General features: G+C 69.2%; 15 protein-coding genes. 9 read left to right on the top strand and 6 right to left on the bottom strand.

The genetic code is table 11. The annotated features are described in order from the left end of the window. Positions 1-38: 38 nt before the first annotated feature. Complete coding sequence (locus AC2XR2_RS28450) at positions 39-734, bottom strand: hypothetical protein (RefSeq protein WP_491516651.1); 696 nt, start codon at positions 732-734, stop codon at positions 39-41. A gap of 298 nt (positions 735-1,032) precedes the next feature. Between AC2XR2_RS28450 and AC2XR2_RS28445 the strand changes: the two genes are divergently transcribed. Beyond that, positions 1,033-2,655 carry a M48 family metallopeptidase gene (locus AC2XR2_RS28445; RefSeq protein ID WP_491516650.1) on the top strand — a complete coding sequence of 541 codons (1,623 nt, stop codon included), beginning with the start codon at positions 1,033-1,035 and terminating at the stop codon, positions 2,653-2,655. A gap of 168 nt (positions 2,656-2,823) precedes the next feature. Next, positions 2,824-3,495 (top strand): hypothetical protein, encoded by a 672-nt coding sequence (locus AC2XR2_RS28440; protein WP_491516649.1) that lies wholly within the window; start codon positions 2,824-2,826, stop codon positions 3,493-3,495. Positions 3,496-3,529: 34 nt separating this feature from the next. Here AC2XR2_RS28440 and AC2XR2_RS28435 read toward each other — a convergent pair whose 3' ends face one another. Continuing rightward, the gene (locus tag AC2XR2_RS28435) at positions 3,530-4,195 is read right to left on the bottom strand and encodes an NADPH-dependent F420 reductase (protein ID WP_491516648.1); all 666 of its coding nucleotides are present in this window, start codon (positions 4,193-4,195) and stop codon (positions 3,530-3,532) included. 101 nt (positions 4,196-4,296) lie between these two features. Between AC2XR2_RS28435 and AC2XR2_RS28430 the strand changes: the two genes are divergently transcribed. From AC2XR2_RS28430 to AC2XR2_RS28410, 5 genes are all read left to right on the top strand, one after another. Then, positions 4,297-4,674: a winged helix-turn-helix transcriptional regulator gene (locus tag AC2XR2_RS28430; protein WP_381298384.1), complete on the top strand. Its 378-nt coding sequence runs from the start codon at positions 4,297-4,299 to the stop codon at positions 4,672-4,674. 73 nt (positions 4,675-4,747) lie between these two features. Beyond that, positions 4,748-5,107, top strand: coding sequence for a hypothetical protein (locus tag AC2XR2_RS28425; protein WP_491516647.1), 360 nt, complete (start codon positions 4,748-4,750; stop codon positions 5,105-5,107). 106 nt (positions 5,108-5,213) lie between these two features. Next, positions 5,214-5,345 (top strand): hypothetical protein, encoded by a 132-nt coding sequence (locus tag AC2XR2_RS28420; protein WP_491516646.1) that lies wholly within the window; start codon positions 5,214-5,216, stop codon positions 5,343-5,345. Between the two features lie 39 nt (positions 5,346-5,384). Then, a complete protein-coding gene (locus AC2XR2_RS28415; RefSeq protein WP_491516645.1) occupies positions 5,385-5,960 on the top strand; it encodes a hypothetical protein in 576 nt (191 codons plus the stop codon). A 101-nt stretch (positions 5,961-6,061) separates the two neighbouring features. Beyond that, complete coding sequence (locus AC2XR2_RS28410) at positions 6,062-6,823, top strand: MBL fold metallo-hydrolase (RefSeq protein WP_491516644.1); 762 nt, start codon at positions 6,062-6,064, stop codon at positions 6,821-6,823. Positions 6,824-6,911: 88 nt separating this feature from the next. Here the strand turns inward: AC2XR2_RS28410 and msrA are convergent, their stop codons facing one another. Then, positions 6,912-7,424, bottom strand: coding sequence for a peptide-methionine (S)-S-oxide reductase MsrA (gene msrA, locus AC2XR2_RS28405; RefSeq protein WP_381298377.1), 513 nt, complete (start codon positions 7,422-7,424; stop codon positions 6,912-6,914). A gap of 245 nt (positions 7,425-7,669) precedes the next feature. Here msrA and AC2XR2_RS28400 point away from each other — a divergent pair, with 245 nt between their 5' ends. Then, positions 7,670-8,593, top strand: coding sequence for a DUF5829 family protein (locus AC2XR2_RS28400; protein ID WP_491516643.1), 924 nt, complete (start codon positions 7,670-7,672; stop codon positions 8,591-8,593). A gap of 125 nt (positions 8,594-8,718) precedes the next feature. Here AC2XR2_RS28400 and AC2XR2_RS28395 read toward each other — a convergent pair whose 3' ends face one another. Continuing rightward, entirely contained in the window at positions 8,719-9,759 is a 1,041-nt protein-coding gene (locus AC2XR2_RS28395; protein ID WP_330264765.1) for an NAD(P)-dependent alcohol dehydrogenase, read from the bottom strand. 183 nt (positions 9,760-9,942) lie between these two features. Between AC2XR2_RS28395 and AC2XR2_RS28390 the strand changes: the two genes are divergently transcribed. Then, positions 9,943-10,845: a helix-turn-helix domain-containing protein gene (locus AC2XR2_RS28390; RefSeq protein WP_123762750.1), complete on the top strand. Its 903-nt coding sequence runs from the start codon at positions 9,943-9,945 to the stop codon at positions 10,843-10,845. Between the two features lie 37 nt (positions 10,846-10,882). On the opposite strand, the gene AC2XR2_RS28385 is transcribed toward AC2XR2_RS28390, so the two are convergent. Together AC2XR2_RS28385 and AC2XR2_RS28380 are read right to left on the bottom strand one after the other, a co-directional pair. Then, positions 10,883-11,653: a group II truncated hemoglobin gene (locus AC2XR2_RS28385; protein ID WP_330264766.1), complete on the bottom strand. Its 771-nt coding sequence runs from the start codon at positions 11,651-11,653 to the stop codon at positions 10,883-10,885. Positions 11,654-11,726: 73 nt separating this feature from the next. Continuing rightward, positions 11,727-15,035, bottom strand: a complete 3,309-nt coding sequence (locus tag AC2XR2_RS28380; protein WP_491518519.1) for a S8 family peptidase — start codon at positions 15,033-15,035, stop codon at positions 11,727-11,729. Positions 15,036-15,209 lie beyond the last annotated feature (174 nt).

Here is a 15,209-nt window from a genome sequence, read left to right as displayed (position 1 = left end):
GGCGCGGGCTCCGCTCCTCAGCGGAAGACCCATCCTCGTCACTTGGCAGACACCAGCTTGCTGAGCTTGTTCAGCTGTGCCTTGATGATCGCTTTCGGTACGTCGGCCGGGGCCTTGTCGTTCGGCCCGTTGGGGCGGTTGAAATTCGTGAACATGGCGACCGTGGCCCCTTGTCGGACAGCCACCACCGCGTAGGGCACCCGGACCGGCTCCTCGCCCTCGAACGACGCCAGCTGTGTGAGCCGGAGGGACACGGATTCATCGCCGTAGCCCGGGTCGGGCCGGAGTTGGACCGTGTCGTAGTCGAAGTCCGTCTGGATGTCCTTGAAGGTCTTGCACCGCTCGGCGGTTGTCCGCAGCGCGTCGATCACCTGCTCGGCATCTCCCGGGCTGTGCGACGAAAGGGTCATCTGCGCACTGGGGCCGTTCTCCTTCGGAAAGATGCTCCGGGCGATGCGCGCTGTCGCCGCGAAACCACTGCTGCCGCCCACCGCCTGCATGACAGGCGCGCATTCCGCGGGGTCCGCCGTCTTGCGGGACGCAAAGGTGGCAGCAAGGGCCCGTTCCACTTCGTAGCCGCCGAGATCTGCGCCTGTGATCGTCGCCCGCTCCAGGTCCGCCTCGCTCAACGGCTTGGCCTGTACACCGGACGTCCCTGTCCGCTCCGGTGCGGCATCGGTCCCAGAGCCCTGCCCGGTTCCGCATCCGGCGATCGCCAACGAGGTCATGAGCATGGCAACGGTAAGGCCGACACCTGATTGGCGAACCACTGTTTCTCCACCCGTTTGATTCCGGAACACGAGCCCTCGGCCCCGGCGCGATGCATCAAGTAGCACAGTAGATCGTTCACTTGGGAGATAGGTGGGTTTTAAAGCGCAGGGCAGCTCCACTCCGTCGGGCAAAAGGGCTGTGAACATGGCGTCGGTTCTTCTCGGTTCCAGGCCGTGCCGGTGGTCTGCGGCCTGCGGGTAGTATCCGCGAGCGCGACTGGCCTGTTCGGGCCCGTCAGCCATGTGGGTGGGGGATTTCTCGATGACGTTTCGGTTGCGCGCTGTCCGCGCGTTCGCCCTGCTGCTCGGCTTCTTCCTCATCGGCGTGGTTCTGCTGTCGGCCATGGCGGCACTCGACTGGCTGGTGCTGACCCGGCTGGTCACCGCACGGGCTGCCTGGGTCGAGGGCGCGGTTCTGACCGTCACCGTCCTGCTGGCGGCGGCGATTCTGCGTGGCTTCTTCGTCTTTCTGCGGGCCGGCCGTTCGAGGCCCGTTCCCCACGCGGTGGCGGTCACGCCCAAGGAGCAGCCCGAGCTGTGGGAACAGGTACAAGCCGCTGCCGAAGCGACGGGGCAGCGGCCGCCGGACGAGCTCTACCTCGTCGCTGAGGTCAACGCGGCTGTCACCGAACAGAGCCGCCTGCTGGGATTGCGGCACGGACGACGCCGTATGTTCCTGGGCCTGCCGCTGCTCGCCGGGCTGACCGTCCCGCAGTTGCGCGCCGTCCTCGCCCACGAGTTCGGGCACTACGGCAACCTCGACACACGGCTCGGGGGCCTCACGATGCGCGGCCGCGAAGCACTGATGCACACCGTGGAGGCATTCCAGCAAGGCAGCACCCAGCTGCACCAGGCGATCGGTGCCCTGTACGTCGGCTACGCCCGGATGTATCTGCGGACCACGCAGTCCGTCGCTCGCCACCAGGAACTCGCCGCGGACCGGATGGCGGTCCGGTACGCCGGCCGCGAGGCGACGGCTGCTGCGCTGCGCACCATTCCTGTGCTCGACGGTGCCTACGCCCACTACCTGGAGACATACGCCGCGATAGGTGGTTCGCTGGGCGTGCTGCCGCCCGTCGGCGAGGTGCACGGCGGCTTTCGTCGGCTGCTTGCCGCCCGAACCGGAGAGCGGCTGGACGCGCTCTCCGCCGGTCATCGGCCGCCCCGGCCGCACAAGTACGACTCCCACCCCCCGATGGCCGAACGAATCGCCCTGATCGACAAGCTGCCTGCCGATGACAGACCGGGTCAGTCGGCCGATGAGACGGTCGGGCTCAGCCTGCTGCGCGACCCGGACCGGGTGTTCGCCGCGCTGGAGGCGTGCACGCTGTCGCCGGATTCGGCGGGGCTACGGCGCATGAGTTGGGACGACCTCGCCATGGCCCGTGCGATCACCGACGCCGAGGGCTGGTCCCGGCCGCTGCGGGTCGCCGTGGCCAGGGCGCTTCGTTCCTCGGCGCACGACGCAGGCGACACGGTGACCCGACGCCAAGATGCCACGGCCGGCGAGGGGGCCGACGACCTCTTGCCCACCTTGGAGGAGATACTCGACGCGTTCGACCGCGGTCTGCTGTGGATGGAGGTCGCCGACCGCATGCCCAAGCCCGATCAGGCAGCGCGACTGTTCGGGGCGTCCGCCCGCAATTTCATTCGGCCGAGGATCTTCGACGGGCTCGCGGGCATGGTCCACCTGCGCCTCGCTGAGTCCGGTCACGCCAAGCCCGACATCGCCTGGTCGGGGCAGCCCGGACTGATTCTCCCCGAGTCGTGGGAGAAGGGCATGGACGACGCCATCGACGCGGCCGTGGCCGACACGCCCGACACCGCCCCGCTGCGCGCCCTGCTCGCAACCCCCACCGCCACCCCCAGCCGCGTCCCCGCGTAGCCGCCGTGCGACCGGGCGTCAGGTCTCAATCGTCACTGTCGAAGAAAGATCCGACGGTGCGGCTCGACCGGTGCAGACCGCGATCGGCGTAGCTCTGTCGTGTGTATCCGTTCCTGGCACGGCCCGGCAGGTTCGGGCGGTAGCTGCCTGGAGCGAGACCATGGGGACGTGAAGAAGCAGACCAAGAGGGCGGTTCCGGTGGAGCAAACCGTCAGCGAACCGGAACTCTCCGCCTCCCAGCGGGCACTACGAGACCGACTGCTCGCTGCACCTGTCGTTCCCGCGCCCCCGCCCTGGCGGCCCGTCTTCGACTCCGCATACGGAGTTGCTGTCGGTGGACTGCTCGGCATCGGTTTCGCGTCGCATCCCGAGAGCGGCCATGACCTGGTCATGGTCGTCTCGCACGACGGTCACGGGCTCTTCGACGCCGTCACGGGCGAGAAGATCGCCAGGGACCGCGACCCCGCCCCCGAGGACAGCACCCCCGACGCGGTCGCCGATCTGACGTGCCCCGGACTGGGGCCGATCGCCGGCAACCGCGTAGGCATCGCAGGGCTCTTCGGCGGAGGGCTGCACACCACGACCGAGGACGGCTGGACCCTGGAGGCCGTCACCCCGGCCTGGCCCAACGATCGTGTGCTGCTCTCGGTCGACGGCGGACTCCCCCACGCCGGTCGGCACGGAGAGACGTGGTGGCACATCTTTCACTCCACCTACTCGGAACTTCGAGCCTTCGGCTTCTCTCCTTCCGGCGAGACCATCGCCGTAGCGACGAGCAGTGACGTATCCCTGTGGACCCGCCGCCCTGAGCACAGGAACGGCAGCGTCGCTCAGCACTGACCAAGCCTCGACGCGGGCTGACCCCTGTGAACGCTTACCCGTGTGAGCCGGCGAGCCCGCCGTTCGACGGGACGTGCGGGACGGCGGAGCCAGGGTCGAAGCCTGCGAAGGCCAAGCCGATGACGAAACCCGCGACCTCCTCCAACTGGCGGGAGCGATCCAGCGTCCCCAGAGTCGCCGGGACTCCGCCGACGTCACGGACCAGTTCAGCGACGACGTGCAGGGCTGCCGCATCGTCGCCGCACATCGCCACCGTCACACGGGACTGGCCACCCCTGGGCCCGCTCGTCCACTGGTCGGCGGGGAAGAGATGAAACGCCTTCACGACCCGGGCGCCCGGAGCGAGTCCGGCGATCCGCTCCGCCATCGCCTCGCCCTGTTCGGTGAGCAGAGTGCCGACGCCATGCGTCACGGCGTTCGTGGGATCGATCAGCGGTGTCCCTTCGAGTACGCCGTCGGATGCGCCCACCATTTCCAGCATCTCTTCGACACCGTCCCAGGACACGGCGAGGAGTACCGCATCGCGCCCGGTGACCGCCTCACGCGGTGCGACAGCGAGCGCTTCGTGGCCCAGCCGCTCGGCGATCCTCTCCGCCTTGACCTGCGACCGTCCGCCGATCGCCACCTCATGTCCGGCGCGTGCCCAGCCCCCGCCCAGGGCCGTCGCCAATGTTCCGGTTCCCAGGATCCCGATGCGCATCTGTCTGATACCTCTCCCCCAGCGGTCGGATGGATCATCACGGTAGGGAAGGCGACACGCACCGATCGGTGCGTAACAGGCGCGCGATGATGGACGGTGAGATGACTGATGACGACGCTCCCTGCTACGAGTTGGTCGCCGATTGCCGGTTGCGCGCGGCCACCGACCTCCTCGCCCATACCTGGGATCCCGTTGTACTGGCGGCACTTCGCTCGGGGCCGCACCGACGCCGCGAGTTGCGCGCCGCGATCGGCGGCATCAGCGACAAGGTTCTGACCGACTCCCTGCATCGTCTGCTCGCAGGCGGACTGATCGAGCGCCACGTCCACGCGGAGGCGCCGCCACGCGTCGACTACGCCTTGACCGGCTTGGGGCAGAGTCTCGTCGAGGGCCCCATGAGGGCGCTTGGACGCTGGGCGATCGAGCACGGTGACGAACTTCTCGAAGCCCAGGAGAGCAGTGCCGCAAGCGCTCCTTGAGCACGGCTCGACGTGGGTCATCTAACCGGGTTCACAGACCTCAACCGGTGGTACATCTCGGCACAACGCTCCTGTGCCCGCCGTACGAGCTCCGCTCACCGCGCAAACCCGGCTGGAGAAGCGTGCGCAGGGGGACGGTGACACGGAGCTGATGAAGTTGTGCTGCGTGCAGCTGTACAACGCCGGGAGCCCGGAAGACGTGCTCCTGATCTGGGAAGCGAAGTCCGCCAGCATGGACGCGGCTTGCTCGATCGATGTCCAGTTGCTGTGCGGCAGCGGCCTGGCCACCACCAAGGCATACCTGTCGAGCCTTCACCTGCCCGAAGCTGAGGCGGCATTGCGACGACTGCTCCAGTGCGAATCGGCCGGCAACTTCGAGGGCTTCTCCGTCGAAGGCCACTCGGACTTCTACGCCGCCTACTATGCGCCCTGACGACGGTCGCCGAGCCTGCGTGAGCGCGCGACCTCGGGGGGCGAACCCACATCAGGGAGCCATCACCGAGAGGTCTCTGAGCACGCGTTGGCAAGCTGTGCTCGCCATGATCGGGCCGCCTGAGAACCGCAACGCCGACCCCACTGCCTGGACCCGTCTGGAGGCCGAACTCGAGACGGAACTTCCCCGGGACCGTGAGCACACCCGCGTCAGCCACGGCCCGTACCGCGGCATGTAGACCTCAGCCACCGTCGGGCGGACCGTGTTGGATGAGCGCATGGACCAGACAGCTGCCCTGCGGCTTCGGCAGGCGATCGGCAGGACCGAGGACGCCACGCGAGGGCGTGGCGCCGTCGGTCGTCGGCCGGAGGACGCCGATGACGTGCTGGGTACCTTCGCCACCGACGGTGCCCTCGGCTTCGATCCCCTCCCCTTCCTCCAGGCCCTCCATGACGTCGGCTCGCATGCGGTGGTCATCGGTCAGGTCGCCGGGATCATGCACGGGTCCACCGAGCTGACCGGGGACCTCGACCTGCTCTGGGACGGCACCCCTGACGAGGCGCACGCCCTGCGCAAGGCTCTCGCGCGGTGCGGCTGTGCCGAGCTGCCCGATCTCGACCGCGTGCAGGTGGGGTACCGGGTCACCGGCGCCGTCGGAGACCTCTGCACCCCAGGCCTCCCCTGGGGCACCATGGCTGTCGCCCCCTGCCTGACCAGGGCCGAGACGACTCACGACGCCGCGGGCTTCACCATCCGCTATGCCGCGCTCGACGATCTGATACGCATGCGGCGAGCCCTCGGCCGCCCGAAGGACCTCCGCCGCGCAGACGAGCTCGTACGACTCCACCCCTGAAGCCCCTGCCGATCAGCCCCAGCGGCTGAAGCGATGAGTTCGGCGGCCGGGCACGGTCTCAGTACTGTGACCGGCCGGGCAACAGACCAACAGGAGTGGACATGGGCGAGCTGAAGGAAGTGGCCGACGGTGTCTGGGTCCGCCAGAGCGAGTGGGTCTGGTCCAATTCCGTCGTGGTGCGCGGAGAGGACGGGCTGGTCGTCATCGACCCCGGCATCAACGGCTCGGAGCTGGACCGACTCGCCGACGACGTGGCCGGGCTCGGCATCCCGGTGGTCGCCGGGTTCTCCACCCACCCCCACTGGGACCACCTGCTCTGGCACCCCCGGTTCGGTGACGTGCCGCGCTACGCCACCCCCGCCTGCGCCCACCTCGCCGGTCAGGCCAGGGAGCGGGCTCGGGCGATGGCGGAGCAGAGTGCGCCCGGTATCCCTCTCGACCTGGTCGCGCTCCTCACCCCGCTGCCCGCGGACGGCGGCCCCGTGCCGGGCGAGATCATCGAGCACCGGGCGCACGCCGTCGGCCACGCCGCGCTCCTCCTCGCGGACCGTGGCGTCCTCGTCGTCGGCGACATGCTCTCCGACGTCCTGATCCCGCTCTTCGACGTCCGCCAGGACGATCAGATCAGCGCCTACGAGACCGCCCTCGACCGTCTCGAGAAGGCCGCCGCCCACGTCGACGTCGTCATCCCCGGCCACGGGGCCGTGGCCCGGGGCCCGGAGGTGACGGCCCGCCTCACCGCCGACCGCGCCTACCTCGCGGCCCTACGGCAGGGAGCGGAACCGGACGACGCCCGCCTGGCGTCCGCCGACTGGCTGTCCGCACCCCACCGGTCGAACGTGGAGCAGGTGCGAGGGCAGTAGGCCGCGACCGCGGCAACCGTCCGTGAGCGATGTGGTCCGGGTCCCGGTCCTGGTCCCGTGGCACCAGGACCGCCCCCGTCCTCCCCCGTCAGTCCTTCGCTCGTGTCGGCAGGCGCCAGCCCGGGCGGGGGAAGTGGCAGGTGTAGCCGTCGGGGTAGCGCTGGAGGTAGTCCTGGTGCTCGGGCTCGGCCTCCCAGAAGGGGCCGACCGGCTCCACCTCGGTGACGACCTTGCCGGGCCACAGGCCGGACGCGTCGACGTCCGCGATCGTGTCCTCGGCGATCCGCTTCTGCTCGTCGTCGACGTAGTAGATCGCCGAACGGTAGCTGAGGCCGATGTCGTTGCCCTGGCGGTTCTTGGTGCTCGGGTCGTGGATCTGGAAGAAGAACTCCAGGAGGGTGCGGTAGTCGGTCTTCTCGGGGTCGTAGAGGATCTCGATGGCCTCCGCGTGGGTGCCGTGGTTGCGGTACGTCGCGTTCGGCACGTCACCCCCGGTGTATCCGACCCGGGTCGCCGTCACACCGGGAAGGCGACGGATCAGCTCCTCCATCCCCCAGAAGCATCCGCCCGCCAGCACGGCCCTCTGCGTCTGCGCAGCCATTGCCGCTCCTCCCATTTCTGTCCGCTCGGTCACTCGGGACGCTCGACTCGTACCTACCGGCAGCCCACGCCCACTGTGCTCAACGCGGGAAGGCTCCCGCCGATTCCGCCCACCGGCGCTGCCCCACGGCACCTCACGGCACCTCGAACGCCCCGTGTCAATCATTTAGGCTCCGCCGAAAAGGAGCCGTGGCCGAATCCCCCCTGTCCTACGATCCCCGCATGTTGATTCGTCGGACATTACGGATGATCGTCGTACTGGCCGTGGCCCTCGTCGGAGCGGTCGGGGGTGGTGTGGGGACGGCGCAGGCCGCGGGGAGCGGATCCTCGTACGACCACGACCGGCAGTTGTTGTTCTACAACCACTCCTACGGCGTGCTCGACCGGGAGACCGCCGATGCCATCGAGCACTCCGACTACCTGCGGGACTTCGCGAGCTTCGAGGTCCGCACCACGACCGGCTCCGGCGGACAGACCTGGACCGGCCGCTATCTGCGGGGGCGCGAGACCTACCTGGAACTGTTCGGGGTCGGTGACCTCCCCGGGCCTGACGGCACTCTCGGCGCCGCCGGACTGGGTGTGTCGACCGAGCGGGACGGAGACCTGGCGACGGTCGCCGAGCGGATGAAGAGCGACGGCGCCACCCCCATCGAGTTCCTCCAGACCCGGGACTTCGGTGACGGCGTGCCCGTGCCCTGGTTCGACGCCCTGCTCACCGCCACCGAGTACGACGCCTTCCAGGCCTGGGCGATGGAGTACCGGCCGGAGTACTTCGCCGACCCGCGCGGCAACACCGAGCCGGCGAGCTTTCCCGGTGACGTCGGCAGGGAGCGCTACCTCTCCGACGACTACCGCAACCACCTCATGCGTGACGTGACCTCCGTGCGCATCGCCGTCACCGAGAGCGACCTCGCCGACACCGTGCCGCTGCTGCGGGCCGGCGGGTTCACCGTGCGGAGCGTCGCCGGCGCCGGTGTCGTCGCGGAGGGCGGCGGCACCACGATCCGGCTGGACGCCGTACCCCGCGAGCAGGCCGGGCTGCAACGGGTCGAGCTGTCCCTCAACCGGCCCGTGAAGGACCGGCACGTGGAGCAGATCGGCAACTCGACCCTCACCGTCGGCCCCGGCAGCCGCGCCGTGTGGAAGTTCGCCGCCAACGGCACCCGGTAGCAGCAACGCCCACCCGGGTAGCGACAACGCCCACCCGGGTAGCCACAACACCCACCCGCCGGCGGGCGGCCGTACGGCGAAGGGCCCCGGCACAGCGCCGGGGCCCTTCGTTCAAGCGGTCGGCGTCAGATCGTCGCCGTGTCGATCACGAAGCGGTAGCGCACGTCGCTGTTGACGACCCGCTCGTACGCCTCGTTGATCTCGGACGCGGCGATCAGCTCGATCTCCGCACCGATGCCGTGCTCCGCGCAGAAGTCCAGCATCTCCTGGGTCTCGGCGATGCCGCCGATCGCCGAACCGGCGAGGGTCTTGCTGCCGCCGATGAGGGAGAACAGGTTCAGGGAGATCGGCTCCTCGGGGGCGCCGACGTTCACGAGCGCGCCGTTCGCCTTGAGCAGGCCGAGGTAGGCGCCGAAGTCGAGCGGGGCCGAGACCGTGGAGAGGATGAGGTCGAAGGAGCCGGCCAGCTCCTTGAAGGTGGTCTCGTCGCTGGTCGCGTAGTAGTGGTCGGCGCCCAGCTTGAGGCCGTCGTCCTTCTTGCGCAGGGACTGGGAGAGGACGGTGACCTCGGCGCCCAGCGCGTGCGCGATCTTGACGCCCATGTGACCGAGGCCGCCCAGGCCGATCACGGCGACCTTCTTGCCGGGGGCGGCGCCCCAGCGCTTGAGCGGGGAGTACGTGGTGATGCCGGCGCACAGCAGCGGCGCGGCCTCGTCGAGGGCCAGGCCCTCGGGGATGCGGACGACGAAGTTCTCGTCGACGACGACCTTCTCGGAGTAGCCGCCGTAGGTGGGCTCGCCGTCCTTGCCGATGGCGTTGTACGTGCCGACGTTCCCCTGGGTGCAGTGCTGCTCCAGACCGGCCTTGCAGTTCTCGCACTCACGGCAGGAGTCGACCATGCAGCCGACGCCGACGCGGTCGCCGACCTTGTACTTGGTGACACCGGGGCCGACCTCGGAGACGACGCCCGCGATCTCGTGGCCCGGGACCATCGGGAAGATGGCCTGGCCCCAGCCCTCCTGGGCCTGGTGGATGTCGGAGTGGCAGATGCCGGCGAACTTGATGTCGATCAGGACGTCGTGCTCGCGGACCGCCCGGCGCTCGATGGTGGTGCGCTCCAGGGGAGCCTTCGCGGCGGGGGCGGCGTAAGCGGCAACAGTGGTCATGAGGGTGGTTCTCCTCGAACGGGGGTGCGCGCCCGGCTGCCTTCTGTCGTTCATCCGTCCGGGCACGCAGTACAGCCTGCCCCAGGAATCGGCATCCACCCAGGCCCTCACTCTGCCTACGTCCACTGTTCCTACCACTGGCGGGGACAGGATCGTGTGCGTACGACCGTGAATACTCGACGTATGGACGACATGGCCGAGGAACGTACCGGAGGCGGCTCCCTGGACCGGCGTGCCGAGCTCAGCGAGTTTCTGCGCACCCGGCGGGCCCGGCTGAAGCCGGAGGACGTCGGGCTGCCGGAATTCGGGCGGCACCGCAGGGTGCCGGGGCTCAGGCGTGAGGAGCTGGCGCAGCTGGCGGGCGTCTCGGTGGCGTACTACACCCGCCTCGAGCAGGGCAACGGGCGCAATGTCTCGGCGGAGGTCCTGGACGCGATCGCCCGCGCGCTCCGGCTGAGCGACGCCGAGCACGCGCACCTGACGCATCTGGCGAAGCCGAAGCAGCACAAGAAGAAGGCGGGCGGGCGGACCGAGCAGGTGCGGGGGCCGCTGCGGCAGCTGCTGGACTCGATCGAGGTCCCGGCGTACGTCTCGGGGCGGCGTTCGGACATCCTGGCCTGGAACCGGATGGCGGCGGCGGTGTTCGGGGACTGGTCGGAGCTTCCGGTGCCGGAGCGGAACTGGGCCCGGCTGGTGTTCCTGCGGCCGGAGTACCGCGATCTGTTCGTGGAGTGGGACCAGAAGGCCTCCGACATGGTCAGCTATCTGCGGATGGACGCCGGCTGCCACCCCGACGACCCGCTGCTGTCCTCGCTGGTCGGGGAACTCTCCCTGAAGAGCGAGGAGTTCCGCCGGCTGTGGGCCACGCACGACGTCAAGGAGAAGAGCTTCGGCGTCAAGCGCCTCCGGCATCCGCTGGTCGGCGACCTGGCCCTGCACTTCGAGTCCTTCCGGCTGTCCGACGGCACGGAACAGGCCCTGATCACCTACCACGCGGAACCGGGCTCCCCCTCGGCGGACGCCCTCCGTCTCCTGGCCAGCTGGGGCGCGGACGCGACCCGGGCGGGCGAGTCGGCTCGGCCTTGAGGCCGGGGACTCCGGACCCTGTACCGGGGCCCCGCTCTCACCCCTGGTACGGCGGTGCCGCCCCCCACGTCCACCTCGGTACCGGCTGCTCGGCCGGGGGCTTCGCGTCCGGGCCGGAGAAGTGGACCGCGAGGCGGGTGCCCCACTCGACGTAGGCGAGGAACGCCGAGCGGAACTCCGCGTCGGTGGGGAGGCCGGCCTCGTCGGCCGCGTCCTGGATGAGGTTCACCCAGCGGCGGCGCTGCGGCTCGGTGATGCCGCGGCCCATGTGCTTGGCGACCATGTGACCGTGTCCGCCCTGCGTCTCGGAGTAGGCGGGCGGCCCGCCGAAGACCTCGGTGAGCCAGAGGGCCACGTGCTCGGCGTGCTCGGGGGCCAGACCCTCGAACACCGGGGCCAGGAGGTCGTCGGCGAGGACCTTCTCGTAGAAGACCGTGGTGAGCCGGGTGAAGGCCTCCGCGCCGCCCGCCCAGGCGTACAGCGTGGGGACGGCGGCGCCCCGGCCGCGGACCGTCGTCGGCTTGTAGTGCCGCATCTCCTCGATGTTCTCGACGTACGGCCGGATCTCGGCGAGGAAGTCCGGGAAGAGGTCCGACTTGCGGAAGCCCTCCAGGTGGTCCTCGGTCGAGGTCCAGGTGATGCGCAGGACGTAGTGCTCGAAGTCCTCCTCGCAGCGCGCGAGTTCGTAGTCGACGCACTGCGGGGCCGCCGCCAGCCGGCCCGAGGCGTGGGTGTAGGCGGACAGGAACTCCGCCGAGCGGTCTTCCGGGATGCGGTAGCGGATGTACTCGACGGTCTCTGTGGTCATACGGCCACTCAAACACGGACGCCCGCCGGAAGCAGTGCTTCCGACGGGCGTCGCGGTCATCGCTTCCTACAGGTCACTTCCCGTAGTACGCGTTGTAGATCGAGATCGTCGACTTGTTGCCCTTCTTGTCGGCGATCTTGGCGTGGAAGGAGATCGCCTTGTCCTTCGCCGGGTTCTTCACGGTGATCTGGCCGTCCTTGACCGTGACCTTCTTCCAGGTCTGGCCGTAGTCGTAGGACACGTACACCGCGAGGGACTTCAGGTTGGAGCCCTTGGCGGCGCCCTCGACCGTCAGCGGGATCTTGACCGTCTTGCCGGCCTCGACCCGGTTGTCCAGGCCCGTCTTGGCGTTGAAGCGGACCATGGAGGCCGGGAGGGTGGCCACCGTGCCGGCGGCCGGCTTCTTCGACGTGAACTCCCAGCTCGCGTCGATGCGGGTGGAGGCCGCCGAGACCTTGACGCTGCGCTTGACCGACGTGGTCAGCTTGTACTTCGCCTGGCCGGACGGCACCGTGAACGCCTTGGCGCCGAACAGCGGGTCGTCGTTGGTGCCGACCTTGGTGCCGTTGCGGTACAGGCTGGTGCTGACCGCGGTGAAGTCCGAGGAACCGGCGTGGCCGGCACCGTCGGAGAACAGCGGGACGTAGCCGTAGACCGAGTTCCCGTCACGGAAGAGGCCGTAGTACTTGTTCAGGTGCGGGCCGAAGACCGCGGTGTTGAAGGTCTTCGAGTACTTCTGGCCCGCCTTGAAGGTCTGCGGGTCGCCCAGGGTGTAGTAGGCCTCCGTGATCGGGAAGCCGTCCGCGTCCTTGCCCTTGTACTGCGCGAAGTCGAACGACCACTGGATCTTGTCGACCGTCGACAGGTACAGCGTGCGGGTGCCCGGCAGCTTCTGCTCGACCGCCGTGCCGAGGGTGAAGTCGTTCGGGAAGTACCCCGACACGGTCACCGCGCCGGTCTTGCCCGAGACCCCGGAACCGAGGTTGTTCTTCACCGTGGCGAGCTCGCTCGCCTTGAAGTGCCGGACCTTGTCGCCCTGGAGCCTCTTGACGTCGGCGGTGGTGGCCACGTCGTACTCGGCCTGGTCACCCTTGGTCCACTGACCGCTCCAGGTCTGGTGCAGACCGGAGACGTCGCCGCCGAGCGGTGCCACGCGGACGCCCTCGAAGGTCTCCAGACCGACTCCGAAGCCGATGCCCGCCGGGTCGTACAGGTAGCTGATCACGCCGAGCTGCTGCTTGGCCTGGGCGTCCGGGACGGTGATGTCGGACGTCTTGGTCTTGCGGGCGTCGATCGTCACGGAGACGTTCTTGGTGACGCTCAGCTTCGGCTGGACCAGCCAGTCCAGGCCGCCCTCGAAGTTCACGAGGTCCTTCGCGATCCAGGCGTCCAGCAGGTAGTTGCCCTTGGGGACGCGCATCGTCGTCGTACCGGAGTCCGCGACGGTGACCTGGTAGCCCCGGCCCTCGGCGAGGCCCGAGAAGCCGAACAGGATGGTGTTGTAGTCGGCGGTCGGCTTCCCGTCCCGGCCGATGTGCTTGATCGTGACGTCGTAGGACTCGACCTCGCGCTGTACCGCGGCCGCGGTGCGCACGGTCTGGCCGCCGCCCGTCGCGGTCACGTACGCCGAGTAGGCGCCGTCCAGCGTGCCGCCCAGCTTGGTGTTCACGCTCATGTCGACGGAGGCGCTGCGGCCCGCCGGGACGGTGACCGTGGTGGCGGCCAGCTTGAAGAAGCCGGCCGGCGCGGCCTGCCCCTTCGGGTTGGTGGCCGTCGACGCCAGCTTCAGCGTCACGTCCTTCGTGCCCAGGTTGCGGTACGTCAGCTTCTTGGTCACCGGCTTGTCGTCGGTGTGCGGCCACAGCTGCGTACCGAAGCTCACCGACACCGGGTCGGCGATCACGGTCTGCTTGATGGCCTTGTCCACCTGGATACGGCCCGAACCCTGCTGGAACGGCGTGTACTTGCCGCCCTTCGTCGAGCCCGTCAGCGCGCCCTTCAGCTCGGTGTAACCCCAGTCGGGGTGCTCCTGCTTGAGGATGGCAGCGGCGCCCGCGACATGCGGGGTCGCCATCGACGTACCCGAGATCGTCAGGTAGCCCGGCGGCTTCTCACCGACCTCCAGGTCGATGACGCTGCCCTTGGCCGCGGCCGCGGTGATGTCCACACCCGGCGCGGTGACGTCCGGCTTGATCGCTCCGTCGCCGGCGCGCGGGCCGGTGCTGGAGAAGTCGGCCAGCTTGTCCTTGTCGTCGACCGCGCCGACGGTCAGGGCGGAGGCGGCGCTGCCCGGCGAACCGACGGACTCCGGACCGGAGTTGCCCGCCGCGATGGCGAACAGGATGCCCTTGGTCTCCGAGAGCTTGTTGACCTCGGCTTCCAGCGGGTCGATCTCCGGGGTGTCGCCGCCGCCGAGGCTGAGGTTGACGACGTCGGCGCCCTGCGCCGCCGCCCACTCCATGCCGGCGAGGATGCCGGAGTCGTCACCGGAGCCGGTGTCGTCCAGGACCTTGCCGTTGAGGATCTTGGCGCCCGGCGCGACACCCTTGTACTTGCCGCCCGACTTGGCGCCGGTGCCCGCCGCGATGGAGGCGACGTGCGTGCCGTGACCGAACTTGTCGGTCGCGTCCGCGGAGGTCGAGAAGTTCTTCGAGGCGATCACCTGGGTCTTGAGGTCCGGATGGGTCGCGTCGACACCGGTGTCCAGGACGGCGATCTTGACGCCCTTGCCGTCGTAGCCGGCCGCCCATGCCTTGGGGGCGCCGATCTGCGGCACGGACTTGTCCAGGCTGGCCTTGCGGACCCCGTCGAGCCAGACGTGCGCGATACCGGAGGCGGTGCTGCCCCCGTTGGTGACCGCGTCCCACAGCTCGGGGGTTTCCTTCTGCGGGGTCTGGACGGCGTCCGCGTTGAGCGTCTTCAGGGTGCGCCGCAGGGTGCCCGCGTCCCGGACGTCGGCCTTGGCGGCCGTGGCGGCGCCCTGGTAGCCGACGATGACCTTCAGTCCCTTGGCCTGGGACTTGCGGGTGGCGGCCTTGTTGAGCTCGGTGATGTCGAACAGGCGCTGGTCGAGCTTGCCGCTCGCGACCAGGCGGACCGCGTCGCCCGGCACCACGAGGGTGTGGCCGTCGACCTTGCGGATCTGCACCGGTATGTGTTCGCGCCCCTTCGCCCGTTCCAGGCCCACGACCCGGCCCTTGCCGTCGACGGCGACCCGGTCACCGGTGATCAAGGTGATGTGGTGCTTCGCGGTGAGTCCGGCGCCGGCGGATTCCGCCGCGCTCACCGTCTGCTGCGCGTCCGCCGAGGCGGGGCTGGTCATTCCCGCCGCGAGCGCCACGGCCGCCGCTGTGGCGATCGTGGCCGCGCATGCCCTTTTCACTTGTCTGCGCAAGATTCCCCCTTGCAGAAGGACCGGGCGAATTCCCCGTTCACCCGGGCGGGGGTGGTCTCGCACGCATGCGCGTGCACCCCCCGGAACTCGCAGTATGCCGAGGGGTGATCACGACCTTCAATAGACAAGTCCCTGACAGCAAAGTCTGTTACAAGACTGCCG

It is taken from the genome of Streptomyces sp. LS-MS-L19 (assembly GCF_058382285.1).
This window is presented reverse-complemented; position numbering and strand designations above follow the sequence as displayed.

Coding starts and splice junctions, on each gene's coding strand:
- AC2XR2_RS28450 (WP_491516651.1), bottom strand. CDS start 734: ATGCTCATGACCTCGTTGGCGATCGCCGGATGCGGAACCGGGCAGGGC.
- AC2XR2_RS28445 (WP_491516650.1), top strand. CDS start 1,033: ATGACGTTTCGGTTGCGCGCTGTCCGCGCGTTCGCCCTGCTGCTCGGC.
- AC2XR2_RS28435 (WP_491516648.1), bottom strand. CDS start 4,195: ATGCGCATCGGGATCCTGGGAACCGGAACATTGGCGACGGCCCTGGGC.
- AC2XR2_RS28430 (WP_381298384.1), top strand. CDS start 4,297: ATGACTGATGACGACGCTCCCTGCTACGAGTTGGTCGCCGATTGCCGG.
- AC2XR2_RS28420 (WP_491516646.1), top strand. CDS start 5,214: ATGATCGGGCCGCCTGAGAACCGCAACGCCGACCCCACTGCCTGGACC.
- AC2XR2_RS28415 (WP_491516645.1), top strand. CDS start 5,385: ATGGACCAGACAGCTGCCCTGCGGCTTCGGCAGGCGATCGGCAGGACC.
- AC2XR2_RS28410 (WP_491516644.1), top strand. CDS start 6,062: ATGGGCGAGCTGAAGGAAGTGGCCGACGGTGTCTGGGTCCGCCAGAGC.
- msrA (WP_381298377.1), bottom strand. CDS start 7,424: ATGGCTGCGCAGACGCAGAGGGCCGTGCTGGCGGGCGGATGCTTCTGG.
- AC2XR2_RS28400 (WP_491516643.1), top strand. CDS start 7,670: ATGATCGTCGTACTGGCCGTGGCCCTCGTCGGAGCGGTCGGGGGTGGT.
- AC2XR2_RS28395 (WP_330264765.1), bottom strand. CDS start 9,759: ATGACCACTGTTGCCGCTTACGCCGCCCCCGCCGCGAAGGCTCCCCTG.
- AC2XR2_RS28390 (WP_123762750.1), top strand. CDS start 9,943: ATGGACGACATGGCCGAGGAACGTACCGGAGGCGGCTCCCTGGACCGG.
- AC2XR2_RS28385 (WP_330264766.1), bottom strand. CDS start 11,653: ATGACCACAGAGACCGTCGAGTACATCCGCTACCGCATCCCGGAAGAC.